Source organism: Nonomuraea jabiensis (assembly GCF_014204795.1).
Taxonomy (GTDB): domain Bacteria; phylum Actinomycetota; class Actinomycetes; order Streptosporangiales; family Streptosporangiaceae; genus Nonomuraea; species Nonomuraea jabiensis.
Window position 1 is genome coordinate 2,485,885 of record NZ_JACHMB010000001.1, and the last position, 17,506, is coordinate 2,503,390.

Annotated in this window: 19 protein-coding genes and 1 pseudogene; 14 read left to right on the plus strand and 6 right to left on the minus strand. The window is 71.8% G+C overall.

All coding sequences use genetic code 11. From position 1 onward, the window contains the following. The first annotated feature begins 8 nt into the window (after positions 1 to 8). From HD596_RS10745 to HD596_RS61565, 4 genes and pseudogenes are all read left to right on the plus strand, one after another. Positions 9 to 425: an HIT family protein gene (locus tag HD596_RS10745; RefSeq protein ID WP_185069113.1), complete on the plus strand. Its 417-nt coding sequence runs from the start codon at positions 9 to 11 to the stop codon at positions 423 to 425. Between the two features lie 221 nt (positions 426 to 646). Continuing rightward, positions 647 to 1,174: a hypothetical protein gene (locus HD596_RS10750; RefSeq protein WP_185069114.1), complete on the plus strand. Its 528-nt coding sequence runs from the start codon at positions 647 to 649 to the stop codon at positions 1,172 to 1,174. Positions 1,175 to 1,468: 294 nt separating this feature from the next. Then, a complete protein-coding gene (locus tag HD596_RS61560) occupies positions 1,469 to 1,858 on the plus strand; it encodes a hypothetical protein (protein ID WP_246558555.1) in 390 nt (129 codons plus the stop codon). A 36-nt stretch (positions 1,859 to 1,894) separates the two neighbouring features. Further along, positions 1,895 to 1,954, plus strand: a pseudogene (locus HD596_RS61565) (hypothetical protein); the annotation flags it as partial. Between the two features lie 19 nt (positions 1,955 to 1,973). Here HD596_RS61565 and HD596_RS10760 read toward each other — a convergent pair. Further along, positions 1,974 to 2,636, minus strand: coding sequence for a response regulator (locus tag HD596_RS10760; RefSeq protein WP_185069115.1), 663 nt, complete (start codon positions 2,634 to 2,636; stop codon positions 1,974 to 1,976). After that, a complete protein-coding gene (locus tag HD596_RS10765) occupies positions 2,633 to 3,760 on the minus strand; it encodes a sensor histidine kinase (RefSeq protein ID WP_185069116.1) in 1,128 nt (375 codons plus the stop codon). The genes HD596_RS10760 and HD596_RS10765 overlap by 4 nt, the downstream gene beginning before the upstream one ends. A 215-nt stretch (positions 3,761 to 3,975) precedes the next feature. Between HD596_RS10765 and HD596_RS10770 the strand changes: the two genes are divergently transcribed. Next, a complete protein-coding gene (locus HD596_RS10770) occupies positions 3,976 to 4,320 on the plus strand; it encodes a DUF6223 family protein (RefSeq protein ID WP_185069117.1) in 345 nt (114 codons plus the stop codon). Here the strand turns inward: HD596_RS10770 and HD596_RS10775 are convergent. Together HD596_RS10775 and HD596_RS10780 are read right to left on the minus strand one after the other, a co-directional pair. Further along, a complete protein-coding gene (locus HD596_RS10775; protein WP_185069118.1) occupies positions 4,307 to 5,641 on the minus strand; it encodes a cellulose binding domain-containing protein in 1,335 nt (444 codons plus the stop codon). The genes HD596_RS10770 and HD596_RS10775 overlap by 14 nt on opposite strands. Positions 5,642 to 5,760: 119 nt before the next feature. After that, positions 5,761 to 6,969: an ROK family protein gene (locus HD596_RS10780; RefSeq protein WP_185069119.1), complete on the minus strand. Its 1,209-nt coding sequence runs from the start codon at positions 6,967 to 6,969 to the stop codon at positions 5,761 to 5,763. 132 nt (positions 6,970 to 7,101) lie between these two features. Between HD596_RS10780 and HD596_RS10785 the strand changes: the two genes are divergently transcribed. The 5 genes from HD596_RS10785 to HD596_RS10805 are packed head-to-tail and all read left to right on the plus strand — an operon-like array spanning position 7,102 to position 11,495. Then, positions 7,102 to 8,154, plus strand: coding sequence for a sugar ABC transporter substrate-binding protein (locus HD596_RS10785; RefSeq protein ID WP_221519277.1), 1,053 nt, complete (start codon positions 7,102 to 7,104; stop codon positions 8,152 to 8,154). Between the two features lie 54 nt (positions 8,155 to 8,208). Further along, on the plus strand, positions 8,209 to 9,183 hold the full coding sequence (locus HD596_RS10790) for an ABC transporter permease (protein WP_185069120.1): 975 nt from the start codon (positions 8,209 to 8,211) through the stop codon (positions 9,181 to 9,183). Then, on the plus strand, positions 9,180 to 9,935 hold the full coding sequence (locus tag HD596_RS10795) for an ATP-binding cassette domain-containing protein (protein ID WP_185069121.1): 756 nt from the start codon (positions 9,180 to 9,182) through the stop codon (positions 9,933 to 9,935). The genes HD596_RS10790 and HD596_RS10795 overlap by 4 nt, the downstream gene beginning before the upstream one ends. Positions 9,936 to 9,960: 25 nt before the next feature. Then, complete coding sequence (locus HD596_RS10800) at positions 9,961 to 10,830, plus strand: sugar phosphate isomerase/epimerase family protein (protein WP_185069122.1); 870 nt, start codon at positions 9,961 to 9,963, stop codon at positions 10,828 to 10,830. Beyond that, on the plus strand, positions 10,827 to 11,495 hold the full coding sequence (locus tag HD596_RS10805; RefSeq protein WP_185069123.1) for a nucleoside/nucleotide kinase family protein: 669 nt from the start codon (positions 10,827 to 10,829) through the stop codon (positions 11,493 to 11,495). The genes HD596_RS10800 and HD596_RS10805 overlap by 4 nt, the downstream gene beginning before the upstream one ends. A gap of 16 nt (positions 11,496 to 11,511) precedes the next feature. Here HD596_RS10805 and HD596_RS10810 read toward each other — a convergent pair whose 3' ends face one another. Together HD596_RS10810 and HD596_RS10815 are read right to left on the minus strand one after the other, a co-directional pair. After that, positions 11,512 to 13,131 (minus strand): class I adenylate-forming enzyme family protein, encoded by a 1,620-nt coding sequence (locus tag HD596_RS10810; protein WP_221519278.1) that lies wholly within the window; start codon positions 13,129 to 13,131, stop codon positions 11,512 to 11,514. Then, a complete protein-coding gene (locus HD596_RS10815) occupies positions 13,115 to 14,668 on the minus strand; it encodes an NAD(P)-binding domain-containing protein (protein WP_185069124.1) in 1,554 nt (517 codons plus the stop codon). The genes HD596_RS10810 and HD596_RS10815 overlap by 17 nt, the downstream gene beginning before the upstream one ends. A 62-nt stretch (positions 14,669 to 14,730) precedes the next feature. Here HD596_RS10815 and HD596_RS10820 point away from each other — a divergent pair, with 62 nt between their 5' ends. The 4 genes from HD596_RS10820 to HD596_RS10835 all read left to right on the plus strand — a co-directional run bounded on the left by HD596_RS10820 (position 14,731) and on the right by HD596_RS10835 (position 17,495). Then, entirely contained in the window at positions 14,731 to 16,218 is a 1,488-nt protein-coding gene (locus HD596_RS10820) for an aromatic amino acid ammonia-lyase (protein WP_185069125.1), read from the plus strand. Beyond that, positions 16,212 to 16,325: a hypothetical protein gene (locus HD596_RS10825; protein WP_185069126.1), complete on the plus strand. Its 114-nt coding sequence runs from the start codon at positions 16,212 to 16,214 to the stop codon at positions 16,323 to 16,325. The genes HD596_RS10820 and HD596_RS10825 overlap by 7 nt, the downstream gene beginning before the upstream one ends. A gap of 103 nt (positions 16,326 to 16,428) precedes the next feature. Further along, a complete protein-coding gene (locus HD596_RS10830) occupies positions 16,429 to 17,085 on the plus strand; it encodes a DUF998 domain-containing protein (RefSeq protein WP_185069127.1) in 657 nt (218 codons plus the stop codon). Between the two features lie 35 nt (positions 17,086 to 17,120). Continuing rightward, on the plus strand, positions 17,121 to 17,495 hold the full coding sequence (locus HD596_RS10835) for a YciI family protein (protein ID WP_185069128.1): 375 nt from the start codon (positions 17,121 to 17,123) through the stop codon (positions 17,493 to 17,495). Positions 17,496 to 17,506: the final 11 nt, after the last annotated feature.

A 17,506-nucleotide genomic window follows, 5' to 3' on the forward strand; every position in this document is an offset into this window, starting at 1 on the left:
TGGTCGGCATGGGAAGCTGCGTGTTCTGCGAGATCGTCGCCGGGCGCACCGAGGCCAGCGTCGTTCACGAGGACGACGGCGTGGTGGCCGTCCTGGACCACAAGCCGGCCACGGTCGGCCATGTGCTGGTGATCCCGCGCGTACACGTGGCCGGGCTGGCGGACGCCGATGACGCGGTCGGTACGGCGATCTGGCGGACCGCGCGGCGGGTGGCGGGCGCGTTGCGGGCATCGGGGCTGCGCTGCGACGGGGTGCGGCTGTCCCTGGCCGACGGGGAGGCCGCCGGTCAGGACGTCTTCCACCTCCACCTGCACGTGGTGCCGCGCTTCCCGGGAGACGGCGTCGTGGTCACCGCCGACTGGAAGAAGCGCTCGCGCGAGCTTCTCGACCAGGATGCGGCGCTGATCCGGGAAGCCCTTACGTGACTGCGGCGAAAGCGCGCTTATATTCGCGGGTTCCGCTACGCCCTCACGCCCGAGAAAAGACAGTTCGATAATCACCTGTTTTGATCATTTCCACCTTTTCTCCAAGTCGATCCCTGACGCGAGTTATCTCGCCTTCGAGCGGGTACCTCCAGCTCGCACCACCCGGGGGATGCGACATTAAGTCCGATTCTTCCGAATCCGACCTACAGGGGGAGAAACAGATGATTAAGCACCGGATCATCAGGAACGCGCTGGCCTTTGCCGTGACAGCGGCGGCGGCCGGCGGATTCGCGACGGTTACATTTACGGGGGCGGCGGGCGCCACGGCCGTCACCGGCGTTCACGCCAAGGCGGCAACCGCCATCAGCCACGCCACCGACCCGAGGTCGGACAAGGAGGACAGGCCGACCCGGGCGATCGACTCGGCCTTCCAGGGCGACCCGGAGGACCCCAAGAGGCAGCCGGTCAAGTTCGTCGGGGTCATCCGCGACGACAAGGTCGCGATCAGGGACCCGCGGACGATGCCGCAGTGGCATGACCTGACCTCGCTGCTCCCGCGCGACTTCGGCCGCCTGGTCGACATCACGCTGGCCGCGCCCGACGAAGGCGACACCGTGCACGTCACCGTGCTGAACGAGCGCGGCAAGATCGCCCAGACCAGGTGCACGGTCTTCCCGACCCCGGGCACGAAGGACACGCCGGAGTGGCCCGACAACTGCACCGAATTCATGGACCTCACGCGTAGGTGAGTCACCTGATCGGCCGATGACGAATGCCGTGCCCGGGAACCTTTCCGGGCACGGCATTCGTCGTACACTTTTGCTCCATTTTGCGACTCTACGGCACACACGAATTATCCAATTGCACAGATATGTCCCCCTCACCGCCTGTGCCATTTTGGGCGATTTATGCGGAGAAAGAGTGCTATAGGGTCACTCGACGGTTGACCTGGACGAATCCCCCGGAGGCGCTGCAAAGTCGTCCCTGTAATGCGAGGAGCGAGCCGAAAGGAAATCGCATGAAGCGCTACGAGAAGCCCCGTCTTGTGGCAGCCGGATCCTTCCGCGGGCGCCACCAGGCTGGCGGTGATCGGGCGCTGCGCGTTCGACGCCGACCGGCTGGCCGTGGAGGCGAGCCGGCTGCGTGACCCGGCGCACCTCGCCCGGCCGGCCCGAACCCTGCCCGGCAGCTTCCACCTCGTCGCCGCGCTGGACGGCCGGTTACGCGTCCAGGGCACCGCGTCCGGGCTCCGGCTGGTCTTCCACGCGCGCGTGAACGGGCCCACCGTCGCCTCCGACCGCGCCGACGCCCTGGCCGCCGGGCTCGACGTGCGGCGCCTGGCCGCGGCGTTCTCGCTGGCCGTGCTGCCGCCGCGGCGCCTGCGTACCGTGCTCGCCCTGCTGTGCCGGAGGCGGGGCTCGTGGCCGACCTGATGTACGGGGGTCCGGGTACGGCCCCCGTTCGGCGCGCACGCCTGGGTCGAGGCGGAGGGCAGGGCGGTGGGCGAACCCACACCGGACGCCCCCTGATCACTGTCGGCCCGGGAGGTCAGGAGTTGCGCGGGACCACCAGGCCGGATTCGTAGGCGAAGACCACGAGCTGGGCCCGGTCGCGGGCGTCGAGCTTGGCCATGGCCCGGTTGATGTGGGTCTTCGCGGTCAGCGAGCTGATCGCCATGTGGTCGGCGATCTGGTCGTTGGACAGGCCCTGCGCGACCAGGGCAACGGCCTCGCGCTCGCGGCCGGTCAGCTCTTTCAGCCCCGTGCCGGTGGCGGCGGGGAGGGGCTGGGTGACGTACCGGTTGATCAGCTTGCGGGTGATCGACGGGGCGAGGAGGGCGTCACCGCGGGCGGCGACGCGTACGGCGTGCAGGAAGTCCTCCGGCACGATGTCCTTGACGAGGAATCCGGCCGCGCCGGCGCGCAGCGCGTTGAAGACGTACTCGTCCAGGCCGTAGTTGGTCAGGATGACGACGTGCACCCCGGCCAGGGCCGGGTCGGCGGCGATGCGCCGGGTCGCCTCGATGCCGTCGACGACCGGCATCCGGATGTCGATGAGCGCGACGTCGGGCAGGTGCTGCCTGACCAGGGCCAGGCCCTCCTCGCCGTCGGCGGCCTCGGCCACCACGTCGATGTCGTCCTCCAGGTCGAGCAGGGCGCGGAACCCGCTGCGGAGGAGCGGCTGGTCGTCGATCAGCACGACACGGATCATGACGTCCGGTCCACGGGGAGCTCGGCCTGGACGGTGAAGCCGCCCTCCTCGCGCGGCGCCGCCCGCAGGCGGCCGCCGAGGGCGGTGACCCGTTCGCGCATCCCGAGCAGCCCGACGCCGGGCGGCGGGGCGGTGTCCGGGGTGGCCCTGCCGTCGTCGTCGATGCGGACCGCGAGGGCGTCGGGACGGTAGTCGATCCGGACCGACGCGGTCGCGGCGGCGGCGTGGCGGGCGACGTTGGTGAGGGACTCCTGAACGATCCGGTAGACGGTCCGGTCCACCGCGGCGGGCACGTCATGGCGTTGTCCCCCGATCGTCAGCGTCGCGTCCAGCCCGGCCGTCCGGGCCCGTTCGACCAGCTCCGCGACGTCGTCGAGCCCGCGCGGCGGGCTCGTGTCGTCGTCGCGCAGCGCCTCCAGGGTCGCGCGCAGCTCCCGGGTCGCCTCGCGCCCGGCTTCCTGGATCGCCAGCAGGGCCTCCGGCACCGGTTCGCCGCGCTTGCGGGCCACGTGGACGGCGACCTCGGCCTGCACCTTGATGATCGAAATCTGGTGGGTGAGCGAATCGTGCAGCTCCCGCGCGATGTGCAGCCGCTCCTCGTCGGCGCGGCGCCGCGCGGTCTCCTCCCGGGTGCGCTCGGCTTCGTCCGCCCGCCGCTCGGCCTGCCGCAGCGCCTCGCCCGCGGCGCCGGCCGCGACCAGCCAGGCCAGCTCCAGGGCGCCCCTGGCCTGGGCGAACGCCTCGCCCGTGTCGTGCAGGCCCGAGGCCAGGGCCGCGAGGGGCAGGACGGCCAGCATCGCCACGCTCACCGCCACGGTGACGGTACGGTGTCCCGCGCGCACGGCCGCGTACACCGCGAACAGGTACGCGACGGCGGGCACGTCGAACCCGGCCGCCTGGTAACCCGCCGCGCACAGCCCGGTGACGGCCAGGACCGGAACCGGGGCCCGGCGGCGCGCGGCCAGCGCCAGGCCGCCGGCCGCCAGCAGCGCGTAGCCGAGCAGGTCGAGACGGGCGGCGGAGTGCTGCCCGGACAGCCCGGTGACCAGCAGCGCCGCCGCCACGCCCACGGCGATCGCCCAGTCTGTGACCCCTGCCGGGACGCCGAACCGTCCTGTGCTCATGCGCGCACCTTAGCCGGATACCGCCGTGGGCGACTCCACCGCACGGATGACCGGCCGGCTACCGCGCCCGCGGTACTTCCACGGCTTCTGCGGCATCCGCGGTAGCCGGCTGCGGCATCGGCGGCACCGCGAACGGCCCACGCCAGGCGGACGACCGGCGGCGGGTCCGGCGGACATGCTCAGGCCACATCCGTTCGCAGGAGAAGGAGCACCTCATGCCCATCCGTCATCTGCTCGCCGCAGCCCTGGACGTCAGTTCCTACGACCTGACCCCCGGGCGTCTCTGGTCCCTGGTGGCCATAGTGCTGGGGCTGGCCGGCGTGGTCCTCGGCGGGCTGGCCCTGGCCCGCGCCAACGGACGGCGCCGTGCCGCCGTGGCGCTGGCGGCGGGGCTGGCCGGCGCGGTCGTCGGCGGGCTGGTCGTGGCCGCCGCCGAGGGCGGTCCCGGCACCGGCTACGGAATAGTCGGGGGCTACATCGCCCTGGTGGTGGGGCTGGTCGGCGTGGCACTCAGCGGGCTGGCCCTCGCTCGCTCCCGCCGCTCGGCTACGAGCAGGTGATGCCGGTCGGGGCGGCCGTGGACGGGCCGTTGGCCTGGTAGCCGAAGGTGGCCGTCGCGCCCGCCGCGAGGCTCGTGGCCCAGCTCGGCGCCTTGATCGTCCACGTGGCGCCCGACGGCGTGATGGTGGAGCCCCAGGCGTTGACCAGGCTCACGCCGGACGGCGGGGTCCACGTGATCGTCCAGTTGTTCCAGGCCGTGGTGCCCGTGCTCTTCACCGTCACGTTCGCCGTGAAGCCGCCCTGCCAGGAGCTGGCGACCTGGTGGTTCACGTTGCAGGAGACGCCGGTGCCGCCCGTGGGCGTGACGGTGGGGGTCACCGTCGGGGTCACTGTCGGGGTCACTGTCGGGGTGGCCGTGGGCGTGGAGGTCGGGCCCTGCGAGGTGGTGTAGGTGACCTTGGTGTACGGCGCGCCGCACTGCGGGTTGCAGGCCGACGGCAGCGAGAAGCTGTACACCCGCCCGCCGTTGATCAGCGTGTCCGTGGCGTCCCGCACCCGGATCTGGAACTGGCTCGCGCCCGACGTGGTACCGCCGATGACGTAGGACTGGCCCATGTCGCTGTTCATCTGGGCCGGCTGCCAGGCGCCGTTGGCGTAGTACTCGACGCCGTGGATGCCGTTGGCCAGGTGCGAGACGGAGATGGCCGGCCACCAGACCTGGGCGCCCTGCAGGAACCCGATGTTGATGTCGCCGCTGTAGTTCGGCGCGGGGACGAACGACCAGGTGACGTGCCGGTTGTTCCAGTGGTTGGGGTACAGGTCCCCGACCGCGCCGCCGTTCTTGACGAACCGGTTGAGCGAGTCCTTGGACAGGTCCAGATGGTAGGGATCGTCGCGGCACCAGCCGTTGGCGTCACCGCAGCTGTCGGCGACGAGCATGGTCAGCTTCGCGCCGTTGTAGGCGTCGGAGACCCAGGAGCCGTTGCGGCAGAACGCCTGGTTCGGCGCTCCGTCGTTGGTGCCCGTGCAGTAGTCGCTGATCTCGACCTGCACGTAGCGGCCGCAGTTGAGGCCGTTGTTCCATAACCCGGCCTTGCTGAGGTTGGCTCCCGTCAGCGGCCGGGGGTAGAAGGCGTAGTCGCCGGGGGTGTTGTAGACGTTGAGCGCGACGAAGTCCTGCGAGTCGAGGTTCGCCTGGGGCATCCCGCAGCCGCCGTACGGCGAGCCGAGCCCGTCGAAGTAGGTGGCGTTGCCGGTCACCGGGCCGGGCGGGTCGCTGACCGCGCCGGCCGACTGTTCCGTCAAGGACACGAAGGCGCAGAGCACGACCAGGAAAGCGGGAAGCAGGATGGCAAGCCACCGGCGACGAACGTAACTCATCGGACTCCCAACCCAGAAAGGTTCGGATCGACTCTTTCCGCGGAGCTACGGCCCGGTCAAGGGCAGGCGATCGCGACCTGGGCGAACGCGCCGGAGAGCCTGTAACTTTCATCCGCCCGCTAGGCCACCGCGCCGTCCACGAGCTGCTGGACCCGCGCCGGGGTGTAGATGCCGTCGACCAGCAGCTGCGCCAGGCCGAGCACGCCCGCGTGCGGGTCGAGGTCGCTGCGCACGATCTGCAGGTTGCGGGTGGCCAGCGGGAGCGAGCGCCGGTAGACGATCTCGCGGATGCCGGCGAAGAGCTGCTCGTCGGTGTGGGCGAGCTGCCCGCCGATGGCGATGACGCGCGGGTTGAACAGGTTGACCGTGTCGGCGATCGCGCCGCCGAGGATGCGGGCCGCGCGCCGGGCGAGCCGCACCGCGACGAGGTCGCCGCTGCGGATCAGGCGTACGGCGTCGTCCACGGTGGCCACGTCGCGGCCCGCCTCGCGCAGGTCGCGCACGATGGCCCAGCCCCCGGCGTACGCCTCGACGCAGCCCGCGTTGCCGCACCGGCAGATGGGCGGCTCGGCCACGTCGTCCACCGTGACCTGGATGTGGCCGACGTCGCCGGCCGCGCCGTCGGCGCCGCGGTGCACCTTGCCGCTGGCGATGAGGCCGGTGCCGACGCCGGTGCCGATCTTGAGCATGAGCAGGTGGGGCACGTCGGGGTAGCGCAGCCGCTGCTCGCCGTACGCCATGGCGTTGACGTCCTTGTCCACCAGGACGGGGCAGTCGAAGCGGGCGCGGAACCAGCCGGGGATGTCGTAGCGGTCCCAGCCGGTCATGATCGGCGGGCTGACGACCCGTCCGGTCTCGAAGTCCACCGGGCCCGGCACGTCGAGCCCGATGCCGAGCACCTCGCCGGGCTTGCGCCTGGCCGCGGCGAGGACCTCGGTGAACAGCTCGTCCACGATGGTGAGGATGGCCTGCGGGCCCGCGGTCACCTCGGCGCGGACCTCGCGTTCGGCCCGCACCTCGCCGGCCAGGTCGCACACGGCGGCCCGCAGGCCCGTCGCGCCGATGTCGGCCACCAGCAGCACCCCGCGGTCGCGGTTGACCACGAACTGGCCCGCCGGGCGGCCGCGGGTGCGCGCCTCCTCCTCGGCGGGGATCAGCAGACCGGCCGCGAGCAGGCCGTCGAGCCGCTGGTTGACGGTGGTGCGCGACAGGCCGGTGTGGCGCATCACGTCGGCCTTCGTCAGGCCGTCGGGGGCGTCGCGGAACAGGCTGAGGATCTCGCCTGAGCTGGCTCCCCGCCACACGCCGGGCAGGCTCGGTGCATCCATAGGGGTCACTCTAGCTATGTCTCCCACTAGACGGAAGTTAGCTATGTTTCGACATAAAAAGTCGAAAGGAGTGTTGCAATCTAACGGAAACACTGGTTACGGTCATGCCATCGACGCTGAAAGGGGCATCCGATGATGGCCAACACCCGAGGTCGCCGCACCGCGGCCCTCAGCGCGGTTCTCGCTGCGGGCGCGCTCGCGCTGGCTGCCTGCGGTTCCGGCGGGACCACGGGGACCACCCCCGCGGCCGGGGAGGCGGGCACCGCGACACCCAAGATCGCCGCGGTGATCAAGGGGCTGGACAACCCGTTCTTCCAGACGATGAAGCAGGGCATGGACGAGCAGGCCGCCACGGGCAAGGTGCCGGTCACCGTCCAGGCTGCCAACGCCATCACGGACACGACCGGCCAGGCGGACAAGCTCAACGGCCTGGCCGGGCAGGACTTCTCCTGTTACGTGGTCAACCCGATCTCCGGCACCAACCTGGTCCAGGGCCTGGCCCAGCTCTCCGCCCAGAACAAGACCGTGGTCAACATCGACAGCCCGATCGACGCGGCGGCGGCCAAGAGCGCGAACGTCAAGCTCGCGACGTACATCGGGACCGACAACGTCGAGGCCGGCAAGATGGCCGGGCAGCGCATGACCGAGCTGCTGGCCGACGGCGGCAACGTGGCGGCCATCGGCGGCATCGCGGGCGACGTGACCAGCGGCGCCCGGATCGAGGGCTTCCAGCAGGGCCTCGGACCCAAGGTCAAGATGGTGCAGACCGTCGCGGCCAACTGGGAGCGGCAGACCGCGCTCACCGCCGCCACCGACGTGCTGCAGGCCCACCCCGACCTGGCCGGATTCTTCGTCGCCAACGACGACATGGGGCTGGGCGTGGCGCGCGCCGTCGCCAACGCGGGCAAGGCCGGCAAGGTCAGGGTCATCAGCGTCGACGGCATCAAGGACGCGCTCAACGCGGTCAAGGCCGGCACCCTGGACGGCACCGTCGCCCAGTACCCGTACGCCATCGGGCTGATGGGCGTGGAGGCGTGCCAGGCGGCGGCGACCGGCAAGACGCTGCCCGCCGACGTGAAGGCCCCGGTCGAGCTGGTCACCAAGGAGAACGCGGACAAGGCGCTGGCGGCCACACCCAAGCCGTTCGGCAGCTACGACGACCCGTTCGCGTCCCTCATCAAGTAGCGCCTACGCCCTCCTGCCCGGCCGTCCGGCCCGGTGGGACGAGGAGTGACAGACATGGCAAACGCAACGCTCGCGGCCCGCGACGGAGAGCACTGGGCCGCGAAGCTGAAAGACGTCGGGTTCTGGGCGGAGTGGGCGGCCCTGGTCGGACTGGTCGTCCTGGTGATCGTGTTCCAGGCGCTCAACCCGACCTTCCTCAGCCCCGGCAACATCACCTCCATGCTGCTGGCCGCCGCGATCCTGATCGTGCTGGCCGTGGGCCAGACGTTCGTGATCGCCACCGCCGGCATCGACCTGTCGATCGCCTCGGCGATGACGCTGGGCGCGGTGGTCTTCGGCCAGGCGTACACGGCGCAGTGGGGGCTGGTGCTCTCCTGCGTGGCGGGCGTGCTCGCCGCGGCGGTGGCGGGCCTGGTCAACGGCATGCTCACCGCCTGGGGGAAGATCGCGGACTTCATCGTGACGCTGGGCATGCTCTCGGCGGCCTCCGGTCTGGCGCTGATCCTCTCCGACGGCAAGCCGGTCACGATCATCGACCCGGCGCTGCTGGCCCTGTCCACCGGACGGGTGGGGATCTTCGGTTACTCGTTCCTGATCGCGATCGCGGTCGCGGTCGTGGCGCACGTCGTGCTGTTCCACACCAGGTTCGGCACCCATGTGCTGGCCACCGGCGGCTCGCCGGAGTCGGCCAACGCGATGGGCATCAGCACCCGGCGGATCAAGATCGCCGTCTACACCATCAGCGGCGTGCTGGCCGGGGTGGGAGCCCTGCTCCTGGTCGCCCGCGTCGGCGCGGCCGAACCCGCCTCCAACACCTCCTTCCTGCTCAACTCCGTGGCCGCGGTCGTGCTCGGCGGGGTGAGCCTGTTCGGCGGGCGGGGCACCATCATCGGCCCGGTCATCGGCGCTCTGCTGCTGGTCGCCCTGGTCAACGGGCTGACCCTGCTCGGGGTCTCCCAGTTCTACCAACCGCTGGCCGTCGGCGTCGTCGTGGTGCTGGCCGCCCTGCTCACAAGGTTCCAGCGATGACCGAGAACGGCACTCCCCTGCTCGAGACCCATGACGTCTCCCTGGCCTTCGGCAGCGTCCGCGCGCTGGCCGACGTCTCCCTCACCCTGCGCCGCGGCGAGATCACCGCGCTGGTCGGCGACAACGGCGCGGGCAAGTCCACCCTCGTCCGCTGCATCTCCGGCATCCACCGGCCGCAGAGCGGGCGCATCGTCTTCGACGGCGCCGAGACCGACTTCCGCTCCCCCGAGGACGCCCGCGAGGCCGGGATCGAGACCGTCCACCAGAACCTCGCGCTGGTGGAGGACCTCACGGTGTGGCAGAACCTGTTCCTCAACCGCGAGATCGTCCGCAGGTTCGGCCCGGTCGCACTGCTCGACCGGCGCGCCATGCAGGCCCGCGCCCGCGAGATGGTCTCCACGCTCGCCGTCAACGTGCCCGCCGTGAAGTCCCGGGTACGCCGGCTCTCGGGCGGCCAGCGCCAGGCCGTGGCCATCTGCCGCGCCGCCGGGTTCAGCTCCAAGCTCGTGATCATGGACGAGCCCACGGCCGCGCTCGGCGTGCAGGAGACCGCCCGGGTCGAGGAGCTGATCCTCAGACTCCGCGACGAGGGCCACGCGGTCCTGCTCATCAGCCACAACTTCGCCCAGGTCATGCGGCTCAGCCAGCAGGTGTGGGTGATGCGGGCCGGGCGGTGCGTGGGCGGGCGGCGTACGGCCGAGACCACCGGCGAGGAGATCGTCGCCCTGATCACCGGCGCGCTCAGCAACTGACTGGCGCCCAGAAAGGCAATTTCAGATGACCACCAATCCCATCGGCGTCCACGCTCTCGTCTGGGTCGGCGACACCGGCCCGGACTCGCTGGCGTACGCGATCGGCAAGACCAAGGCGACCGGCTTCGACCTGCTGGAGATCTCGCTGCACGACTCGGCGAACCTCGACGTCGCCGCGGCGCGCGAGGCCCTGCGTACGGCCGGACTGGGTGTGGCCTGCTCCCGCGGCCTCGCCTTCGACGCCGACGTCTCCAGCGACGACCCGGCCGTGGTCGAGCGCGGCGAGAAGCTGCTGCACGACTCCCTGGCCACGACCCGCGAGCTCGGCGGCACGCACTTCACCGGCGCGCTCTACAGCGCGCTCGGCAAGTACGGCCGCCCGCTCACCGAGGCGGGGCGGCGCAACGTGGTCGCGGTGCTGCGCCGGCTGGCCCAGGAGGCGGGCGGCCACGGCATGACGCTCGGCCTGGAGATCTGCAACCGGTACGAGACCAACGTCATCAACACCGCCGCGGACGCCCTGCGCCTGGCCGACGACATCGGCGAGGACAACGTCCTGATCCACCTCGACACCTACCACATGAACATCGAGGAGGACGACCTCGTACGCCCCGTGCGCGAGGTCGGCGACCGGCTGGGCTACGTCCACATCGGCGAGAACCACCGTGGCTACCTCGGCTCCGGTCACCTGGACTTCACCGCGTTCTTCCACGCCCTGGGCGACATCGGATACCAGGGGCCGATCACCTTCGAGTCGTTCTCCTCGGCGGTCGTGATGGAAGGGCTCTCCAACGACCTGGCGATCTGGCGCAACCTGTGGGACGACGGCGAGGACCTCGCCCGCCACGCCCGCGCCTTCATCGCCGGCCGGCTCCACACCAGCCGAGCCCGATGAGCCTGGACGACCTCCTCGCCCGCGCCCGCGCCTGGCGCGGCCGCCGGGCCCTGCTGGGCATCACCGGCAGCCCCGGCGCGGGCAAGACCACGCTCGCGGTGACCCTCACCCGCCTGCTCCGCCAGGAGCCGCCCCCCGGCCTCACCGCCGACTGGGTGGCCCACGTCCCGATGGACGGCTTCCACCTGGCCGACGTCGAGCTCGACCGGCTCGGCCGGCGCGACCGCAAGGGCGCCCCCGACACCTTCGACGCGGCCGGCTACGCCGCCCTCCTCCGCCGCCTGCGCGAGGACGAGGAGGACGTGGTCTACGCCCCCGCCTTCGAGCGCGACCTGGAGCAGCCCATCGCCGGCAGCATCCCGGTACCCCGCGCCGCCCGCCTGATCATCACCGAGGGCAACTACCTCCTGCTCGACGAGGGCGACTGGGGCCGCGTACGGCCCTGGCTGGACGAGGTCTGGTACTGCGATCTGGACCACGCCGAGCGCGTGGACCGGCTGGTCACCCGGCACGTACGCTTCGGCAAGCCGCCGGAGCGCGCGGCGAGCTGGGTGGCGGAGGTCGACCAGCGCAACGCGGACCTGATCGCCACCACCAAGCCGAAGGCCGACCTGATCGTGCCCGACGCCGTCATCCGATCGATCGAGCCTCCCGGCGGCATGTGAGCGGCTCCATCCGCTCCTAGGTCTCGGCCCGGGGTATCGCGGTCATCAGGAGGCGCTTGTCCGGTTTGCCGTTGGGCGCCGGTGGCGCCTCTTCGATGACGGTGATGGTCGCCGGCACGCACGCGGCTCCGAGCTGCTCGCCGACCAGCCTCCGCAGCTCGCCGAGGTCGGGGGTCCGGCCCGCCACCGGCACCACGAACGCGTGCACCGCCTCGCCGGTGTCCTCGTCGGGGGCGCCGACCACGTACGCCTCGGCGACCTCGGGGGACGTGGCCAGAACCCGCTCGATCGGGCCGGCGTAGTAGAGGTTCGCGTTGACGATGACGACGTCCCGCGTCCGCCCGACCAGGTACAGCCGCCCGTCCTCGTCGAAGTGGCCCAGGTCCCGGGTGCGCACCCACCCGTCGACGAACACCTGCGCGGTCTCCGCCGGCTCGGCCCAGTAGCCGATGGCCTGCGCGGGTGTGCGGACGTACAGCTCGCCGTCGACGCCGGGCGGGACGGGCCTGCCGTCCGCGTCCCGGATCACGACGTCGACGACGTCGGGCGGGAACCCGACCGATGGAGGGACGTCCCACGGCATGGCCATGGAGATCGTGCCGGTCTCGGTCTGCCCGTAGCCCTGGAACACGACCGGGCCGAGCACGTCGAGCGCCTCTCGGAGCCGGGAGGCCGCCACTGGCGACCCGGACACCATGAGCGCCTGGAGGCTGCTCAGGTCGGCCGGGTCGGCACGCTGGGCGGCGACGAGCTTGTACAGGCGGGGCACGGTGATGACGGTGGCGGTGGCCCGGTGCCTGACGATCGCGTCGGGGAACGCCGGCGGGTCGGCGACGACCATGGTGCCGCCCGCGGCGAGCGTGAGCACGCCGTACTCCATCATCACCTGGCTGCTCAGTGACCCGAACACGAGGTAGCGCCGCAGCCGGGAGGCCAGCTCCCGGATCGCCGGCGGCCACGCCCGCGGCCGGGCCGTCCACGCCGCGTTCATGGCGGCGTACGTCTGCGCGCACGCCTTCGGTGTGCCGGTGCTGCCGCTGGTGTGGACGAGCCGGGCGACATCGTGCGGCCGCCCGGACAGCCGCGGCGGGCCGCCGTCGTCGGGCGCGGCCAGCAGCTCCGGCACGGTCAGCGTGCGCGGCGCGGTCAGGGTGGGCGGCGCGGTCAGCGGGCGCGGCGCGGTCAGGGTGGGCGGCGCGGTCAGCGGGCGCGGCGCGGTCAGGGCGGGCGGCGCGGTCAGGGCGGGCGGCCCGAGCTCCGGCACGGTGGCCGGCACGGTGGCCGGCCCGGTGGCCGGCCCGGTGGCCGTGTCGGTCACGACCGCGGTGATGTCCTGGCCGAGCAGGTGGCGCAGCTGGCCGTCGGACAGCCCGGGCCGCACGCCGACGACCCGGGCTCCCACGACGTACCCGGCGATGATCGCGGCGAACGCTTCGGGGCTGACGCCCAGCAGCATGGCCAGGCCGTCCCCCGGCCCGATGTCCGCGGCGCGCAGCCCGGCCGCCATCCGCCGGACGAGGCCGAGCAGCTGCGCCCCGGTGACCGCACGGGCACCGTGCTCGAAGACGGGCCGGTCCCCGGCCGCGGCGAGGAGGTCCAGGACGACGCCCGGGTACGGTTCAGCCGACGTCGGCAAGGCACTCCTTGACGAAGACGGCCAGCGGCTGCTGGTGGACCGCCGGCAGGTCCCACTGGTTCTCCAGGTTCTCGGCGAGGTGGTGGACGCCGGCCGGCGCGCCGTCGCGGTAGTGCCGCACCACCGGGTGCAGGTAGCTCGCGTCGTGGGCGTTGGCGGCGTCGTTCTCGACGACCCTCGGGACCGAGATGTCGAACGGGTCGGCGGCGTCGTGGTCCTTCCCGTACTCCAGGGTGACGACGAACGCGTGCCGGGGGTGGCCGAGCCCGCCGTCGGCGACGTAGGCCACCGGGACCTCCTCCTGGTACAGCGCGGTGCCGCCGTCCACGGTGACCACGTCGCCGAGCACGCCGAACTGCTGCCACAGCGCGGAGGAGCGGTTGACCCTGGCGATGATCGCGTCGCTGATCTCGTCCGGGGCCGGCTCCACCTGCTGGGCCGGCCAGGTCCCGCCGTGGTAGCGGACGGTCAGGATCCGGTGCAGCGCGCGCACCCCGTAGCGGAAGCCGTGGATGAACCCGCTGGTGGCCTTCTTGAAGTCGCGCTGCTGGGTGAGGGTGCCGGCGAAGTACAGATCGGGCACGTTGACCGACTCGTACGCCGGCGTCTGCTCCGGGAACCGGTCGTTGATGACCAGCGCGGGCCGGCAGCCGTCGTCGAACACCGAGGCGTCGAACCGGAACCCGGTGCACACGATCACCCGGTCGTAGAACAGCTCGCGCAGCGCCTCCACGGTGCGGGCGTAGCGGAACATCACCCGGTAGCGGCCGTCATCGCGGCGTTCGATGCTCTCCACCGTGCCGTCGAGGACCGTGTTCTGGGACTTCAGCTGGTAGCTGTCGAGGAAGTTGTTGTTCACCGCGCGCAGGTGCCCGACGTAATGCGACTGCCAGGCCATCCTGATGGAGTGCGGCCCGGCGACGTGGATGACCGCGGCCTGCTCCATGAGCGCGTCGGCGGTCTCGAATCCCGAGTTGCCCTTGCCGATCACCAGGACCCGCTGGTCGGCGAAGGACGCCGGGTCGGTCTCGAACGTGTCGTAGCGTTCGGCGGTCTCGATGCCGGGGATCGGCGGGACGTACAGCTGGGACACGCCGGTGGCCATGACCAGCCGCCGGCCCGTCCACGAGCGCCCGCCGCGGTCGGTGGCGGTGAACCCGCCGTCGTCCCGGCTGATCCGCACGACGTCGGTGTCGTAGCGCACCCGTACGCCGGTCGCCGCCGCGAAGTCGGACAGGTAGCGCACGAGATCGTCGGCCTGCGGGAAGTACCGCTCGCTGTAGCGGGTGAACAGCAGCTCGGGATCGTCGCTCAGCACCGAGTTCCAGTCCATCCGCAGCCGCAGCTCCGGGTCCGCGTACCCGGTGTGCACCTTGTTGATGGAGATCAGCCGGCGGTGCCGCGGGAATGTGGTGAAGAAGGTGCCCGGTCCGGCTCCGCGTTCCAGGACGACATAGTCATGACCGCTACGTTCGAGCGATGCGGCGAGCTGCAGCCCGGCCGGTCCGGCCCCGATGATCAGGTAGTCATGCGCCATGGTCTGGAAGCTACGGACGAATTCTCAGAAGATTCTGAGAATTGGCTGCCTATGGTCCGGGCATGCCCGCCGCCGAAGGTTCCATCGATCTCAGCGCCCCGCTCCGCCCGGCCGACCTGCGCCGCGCCGCGACCCCGGTGCCCGTCGTGGCCGGCGCGGGCGTCCACGACCGGGTCCAGCGCGGCCGTGACTTCCTGCGCGACGTGCTGCGGGAGGAGGAACGTCCGGTCTACGGCGCGACCACCGGCTTCGGCGCCCTGGTCGGGTTCCCCGGCCGGGAGGAGGAGGCGGACCAGTGTGACAACACCCTGGCCCACCTCGGCGCCGGGCAGGGGCCGGAGCTCGCCCACGAGGTGAGCCGGGCCGCGCTTCTCGTACGCGTGTGGTCGCTCGCGCAGGGGAGGTCCGGGGTCTCCGCGCACGTGATCGACGGGCTCGCCGCGATGTTCGCGACGACGTTCGTCCCCGCGATCCCCCGGTACGGCTCGGTCGGCGCGAGCGGCGACCTGATCCCGCTCGCCTGTGCCGCCCAGGCGCTGCGCGGCCGGGGGGAGGCGTACGTCGACGGCCGGCGCATGCCCGCGGCCGAGGCGCTCAGCCAGGCCGGGCTGACGCCGTTGACGCTCGACGGCCGGGACGCGCTCGCGCTGGTCAACGGCACGTCCCTCACCACCGCCGCGACCGCCCTGGCTCTGGACGGCGTCCGCTCCTCCCACCGCGCGATGCAGGCGCTCACCTGCCTGCTGGTCGATCTGCTGGGCTGCGACCCGGGCTTCCTCGACCCGCGCCTGATCGCGGCGTACGGCCATCCGGGCGCGGCCGACGTCGCCGACGGCATGCGCAAGCACCTTGCCGGGATCGTCCCGGCCGGGACGCGCGCGCTGCAGGAGCCGTACAGCATCCGCTGCTCCCCGCAGCTGCTGGGCGCCGCCGAGGACGCCCTGCGGTACGTGGACGGCGTCGTCGCGGCCGACCTGTCCGGCGTCAGCGACAACCCGCTGTTCTTCCCCGACGACGACCTGGTGGTGCACGGCGGCAACTTCTTCGGGCAGCCGGCCGCCTTCGCCTCCGACGTCCTCGCGATGGTCACCGCCCAGCTCGGCAACCTCGCCGAGCGGCAGCTGGACCTCCTCGTCGACCCGGCCCGCAACGGCGGCCTGCCCCCGATGCTCGCCGCCGGGCCCGGCCGTCAGCACGGGATGCAGGGGGTGCAGCTCGCCACGACCGCGTTCGTCGCCGAGATCCGCCACGCCGCCCTGCCCGTCAGCATGCAGAGCCTGCCGACCAACCTGCACAACCAGGACGTGGTGCCGTTCGGCACCCAGGCCGCCCTCCGCGCCCACGACGGGGCCGCCCTGCTGCGGTTGCTCTGCGGGTCGCTCGCGGTGGGGCTGCGGCAGGCCGCGCACGTCGGCGCCCGCCGCCCCACGGCTCCGGGCTGCGCGGCGCTCCTCGACGCCCTGATCGAGGCGATCCCTCCGGTCGACCCCGACCGCCCGCTGGAGGCCGATGTCCGCAAGGCCGCCGAGCTCGTGGTTGACGTATGGTGACCCTGAGCGTCCACTACGGCCCGTTGTGGCCGGTCGTCGAGAGCGCGAAGGGCCGCTTCGACCCCCGCCACCTGCTGACTCCCGGGCAGGGGATGTTCGCCGAATAAATCTTGAAAAAACTTCCGGGCGCGTGTCGAAAACGCCTGGCCTCGTTCGCAGCGTACCCAGAGGGCCGGAGGGACCGGCCCCGCCGACACGAGGTTGACGACCATGACCCGGCAGCTCGCCCACTCATCCGCCCGCCCCCTCTCCGCCCAGCGCCTGCTCCTCGGCTGCGGCGTCGTCGCCGGTCCGTTCTACGTGATCGTCGCCCTCGCCCAGGCGTTCACCCGGCAGGGCTTCGACCTGGCCCGCCACCCGTGGAGCTTCCTCGCCAATGGCGAGCTCGGCTGGATCCAGACCGCGAACTTCGTCCTCACCGCCCTGGCCACCATCGCCGCCGCCGTCGGCCTGCGCCGCGCTCTGGCGCCCGGCCGGGGAGCCCGGTGGGCGCCGATCCTGGTCGGCGCGTTCGGCGCCAGCATGATCGGCGCCGCGATCTTCCCCGCCGACCCCGCGATGGGCTTCCCCGCCGGGACCCCGGAAGGCCCGGGCGTCGTCACCCTGTCGGGTATCCTCCACCTGGCCGTCGGCGGCGTCGGATTCCTGTGCCTGGTCGCGGGCTGCTACGTCATCGCCTCCCGGCAGGCCCGCGACGGCCGCACGGGCTGGGCCCTGTACTCCCGCGTCACCGGCACGCTGTTCCTCGGCTCGTTCGTCGGCATCGCCAGTGGCGGCGGCGTCACGTGGGCCAACCTGCTGTTCGTCGCCGGCATCGTGGCGATCTGGAGCTGGCTGTCGCTCCTGTCGCTGGACCTCTCCCGCTGATCTTCATTCCCACCCGTAGAGAAAGGACATTCACGATGCGCTACCTGGTCACCCTCAAAGTCAACGCCCAGCCCGACGGGCCCCCGCCGGCCGACCTCATGGAGGCCATCTTCAAGCTCGGCCAGGAGGCCACCGAGGCCGGGGCCCTGCTCGACAACAGCGGCCTGGCCCCCAGCTCCGAGGGGGCCCGGGTCGAGGTGAGCGGAGGCCGGCTGACCGTCAGCGACGGCCCGTTCGCCGAGGCCAAGGAGCTGATCAGCTACGCCCTGTACGAGGTCAGGAGCAAGGAGGAAGCCGTGGAGTGGACCACCCGCTTCATCAAGCTCCACCGTGACCTGTGGCCGGGATGGGAGGGCGAATCGGACGTGCTGCGGCTGTTCGGGCCCGAGGACTTCGCCCCACCGGCCTGACCCCGCCCCAT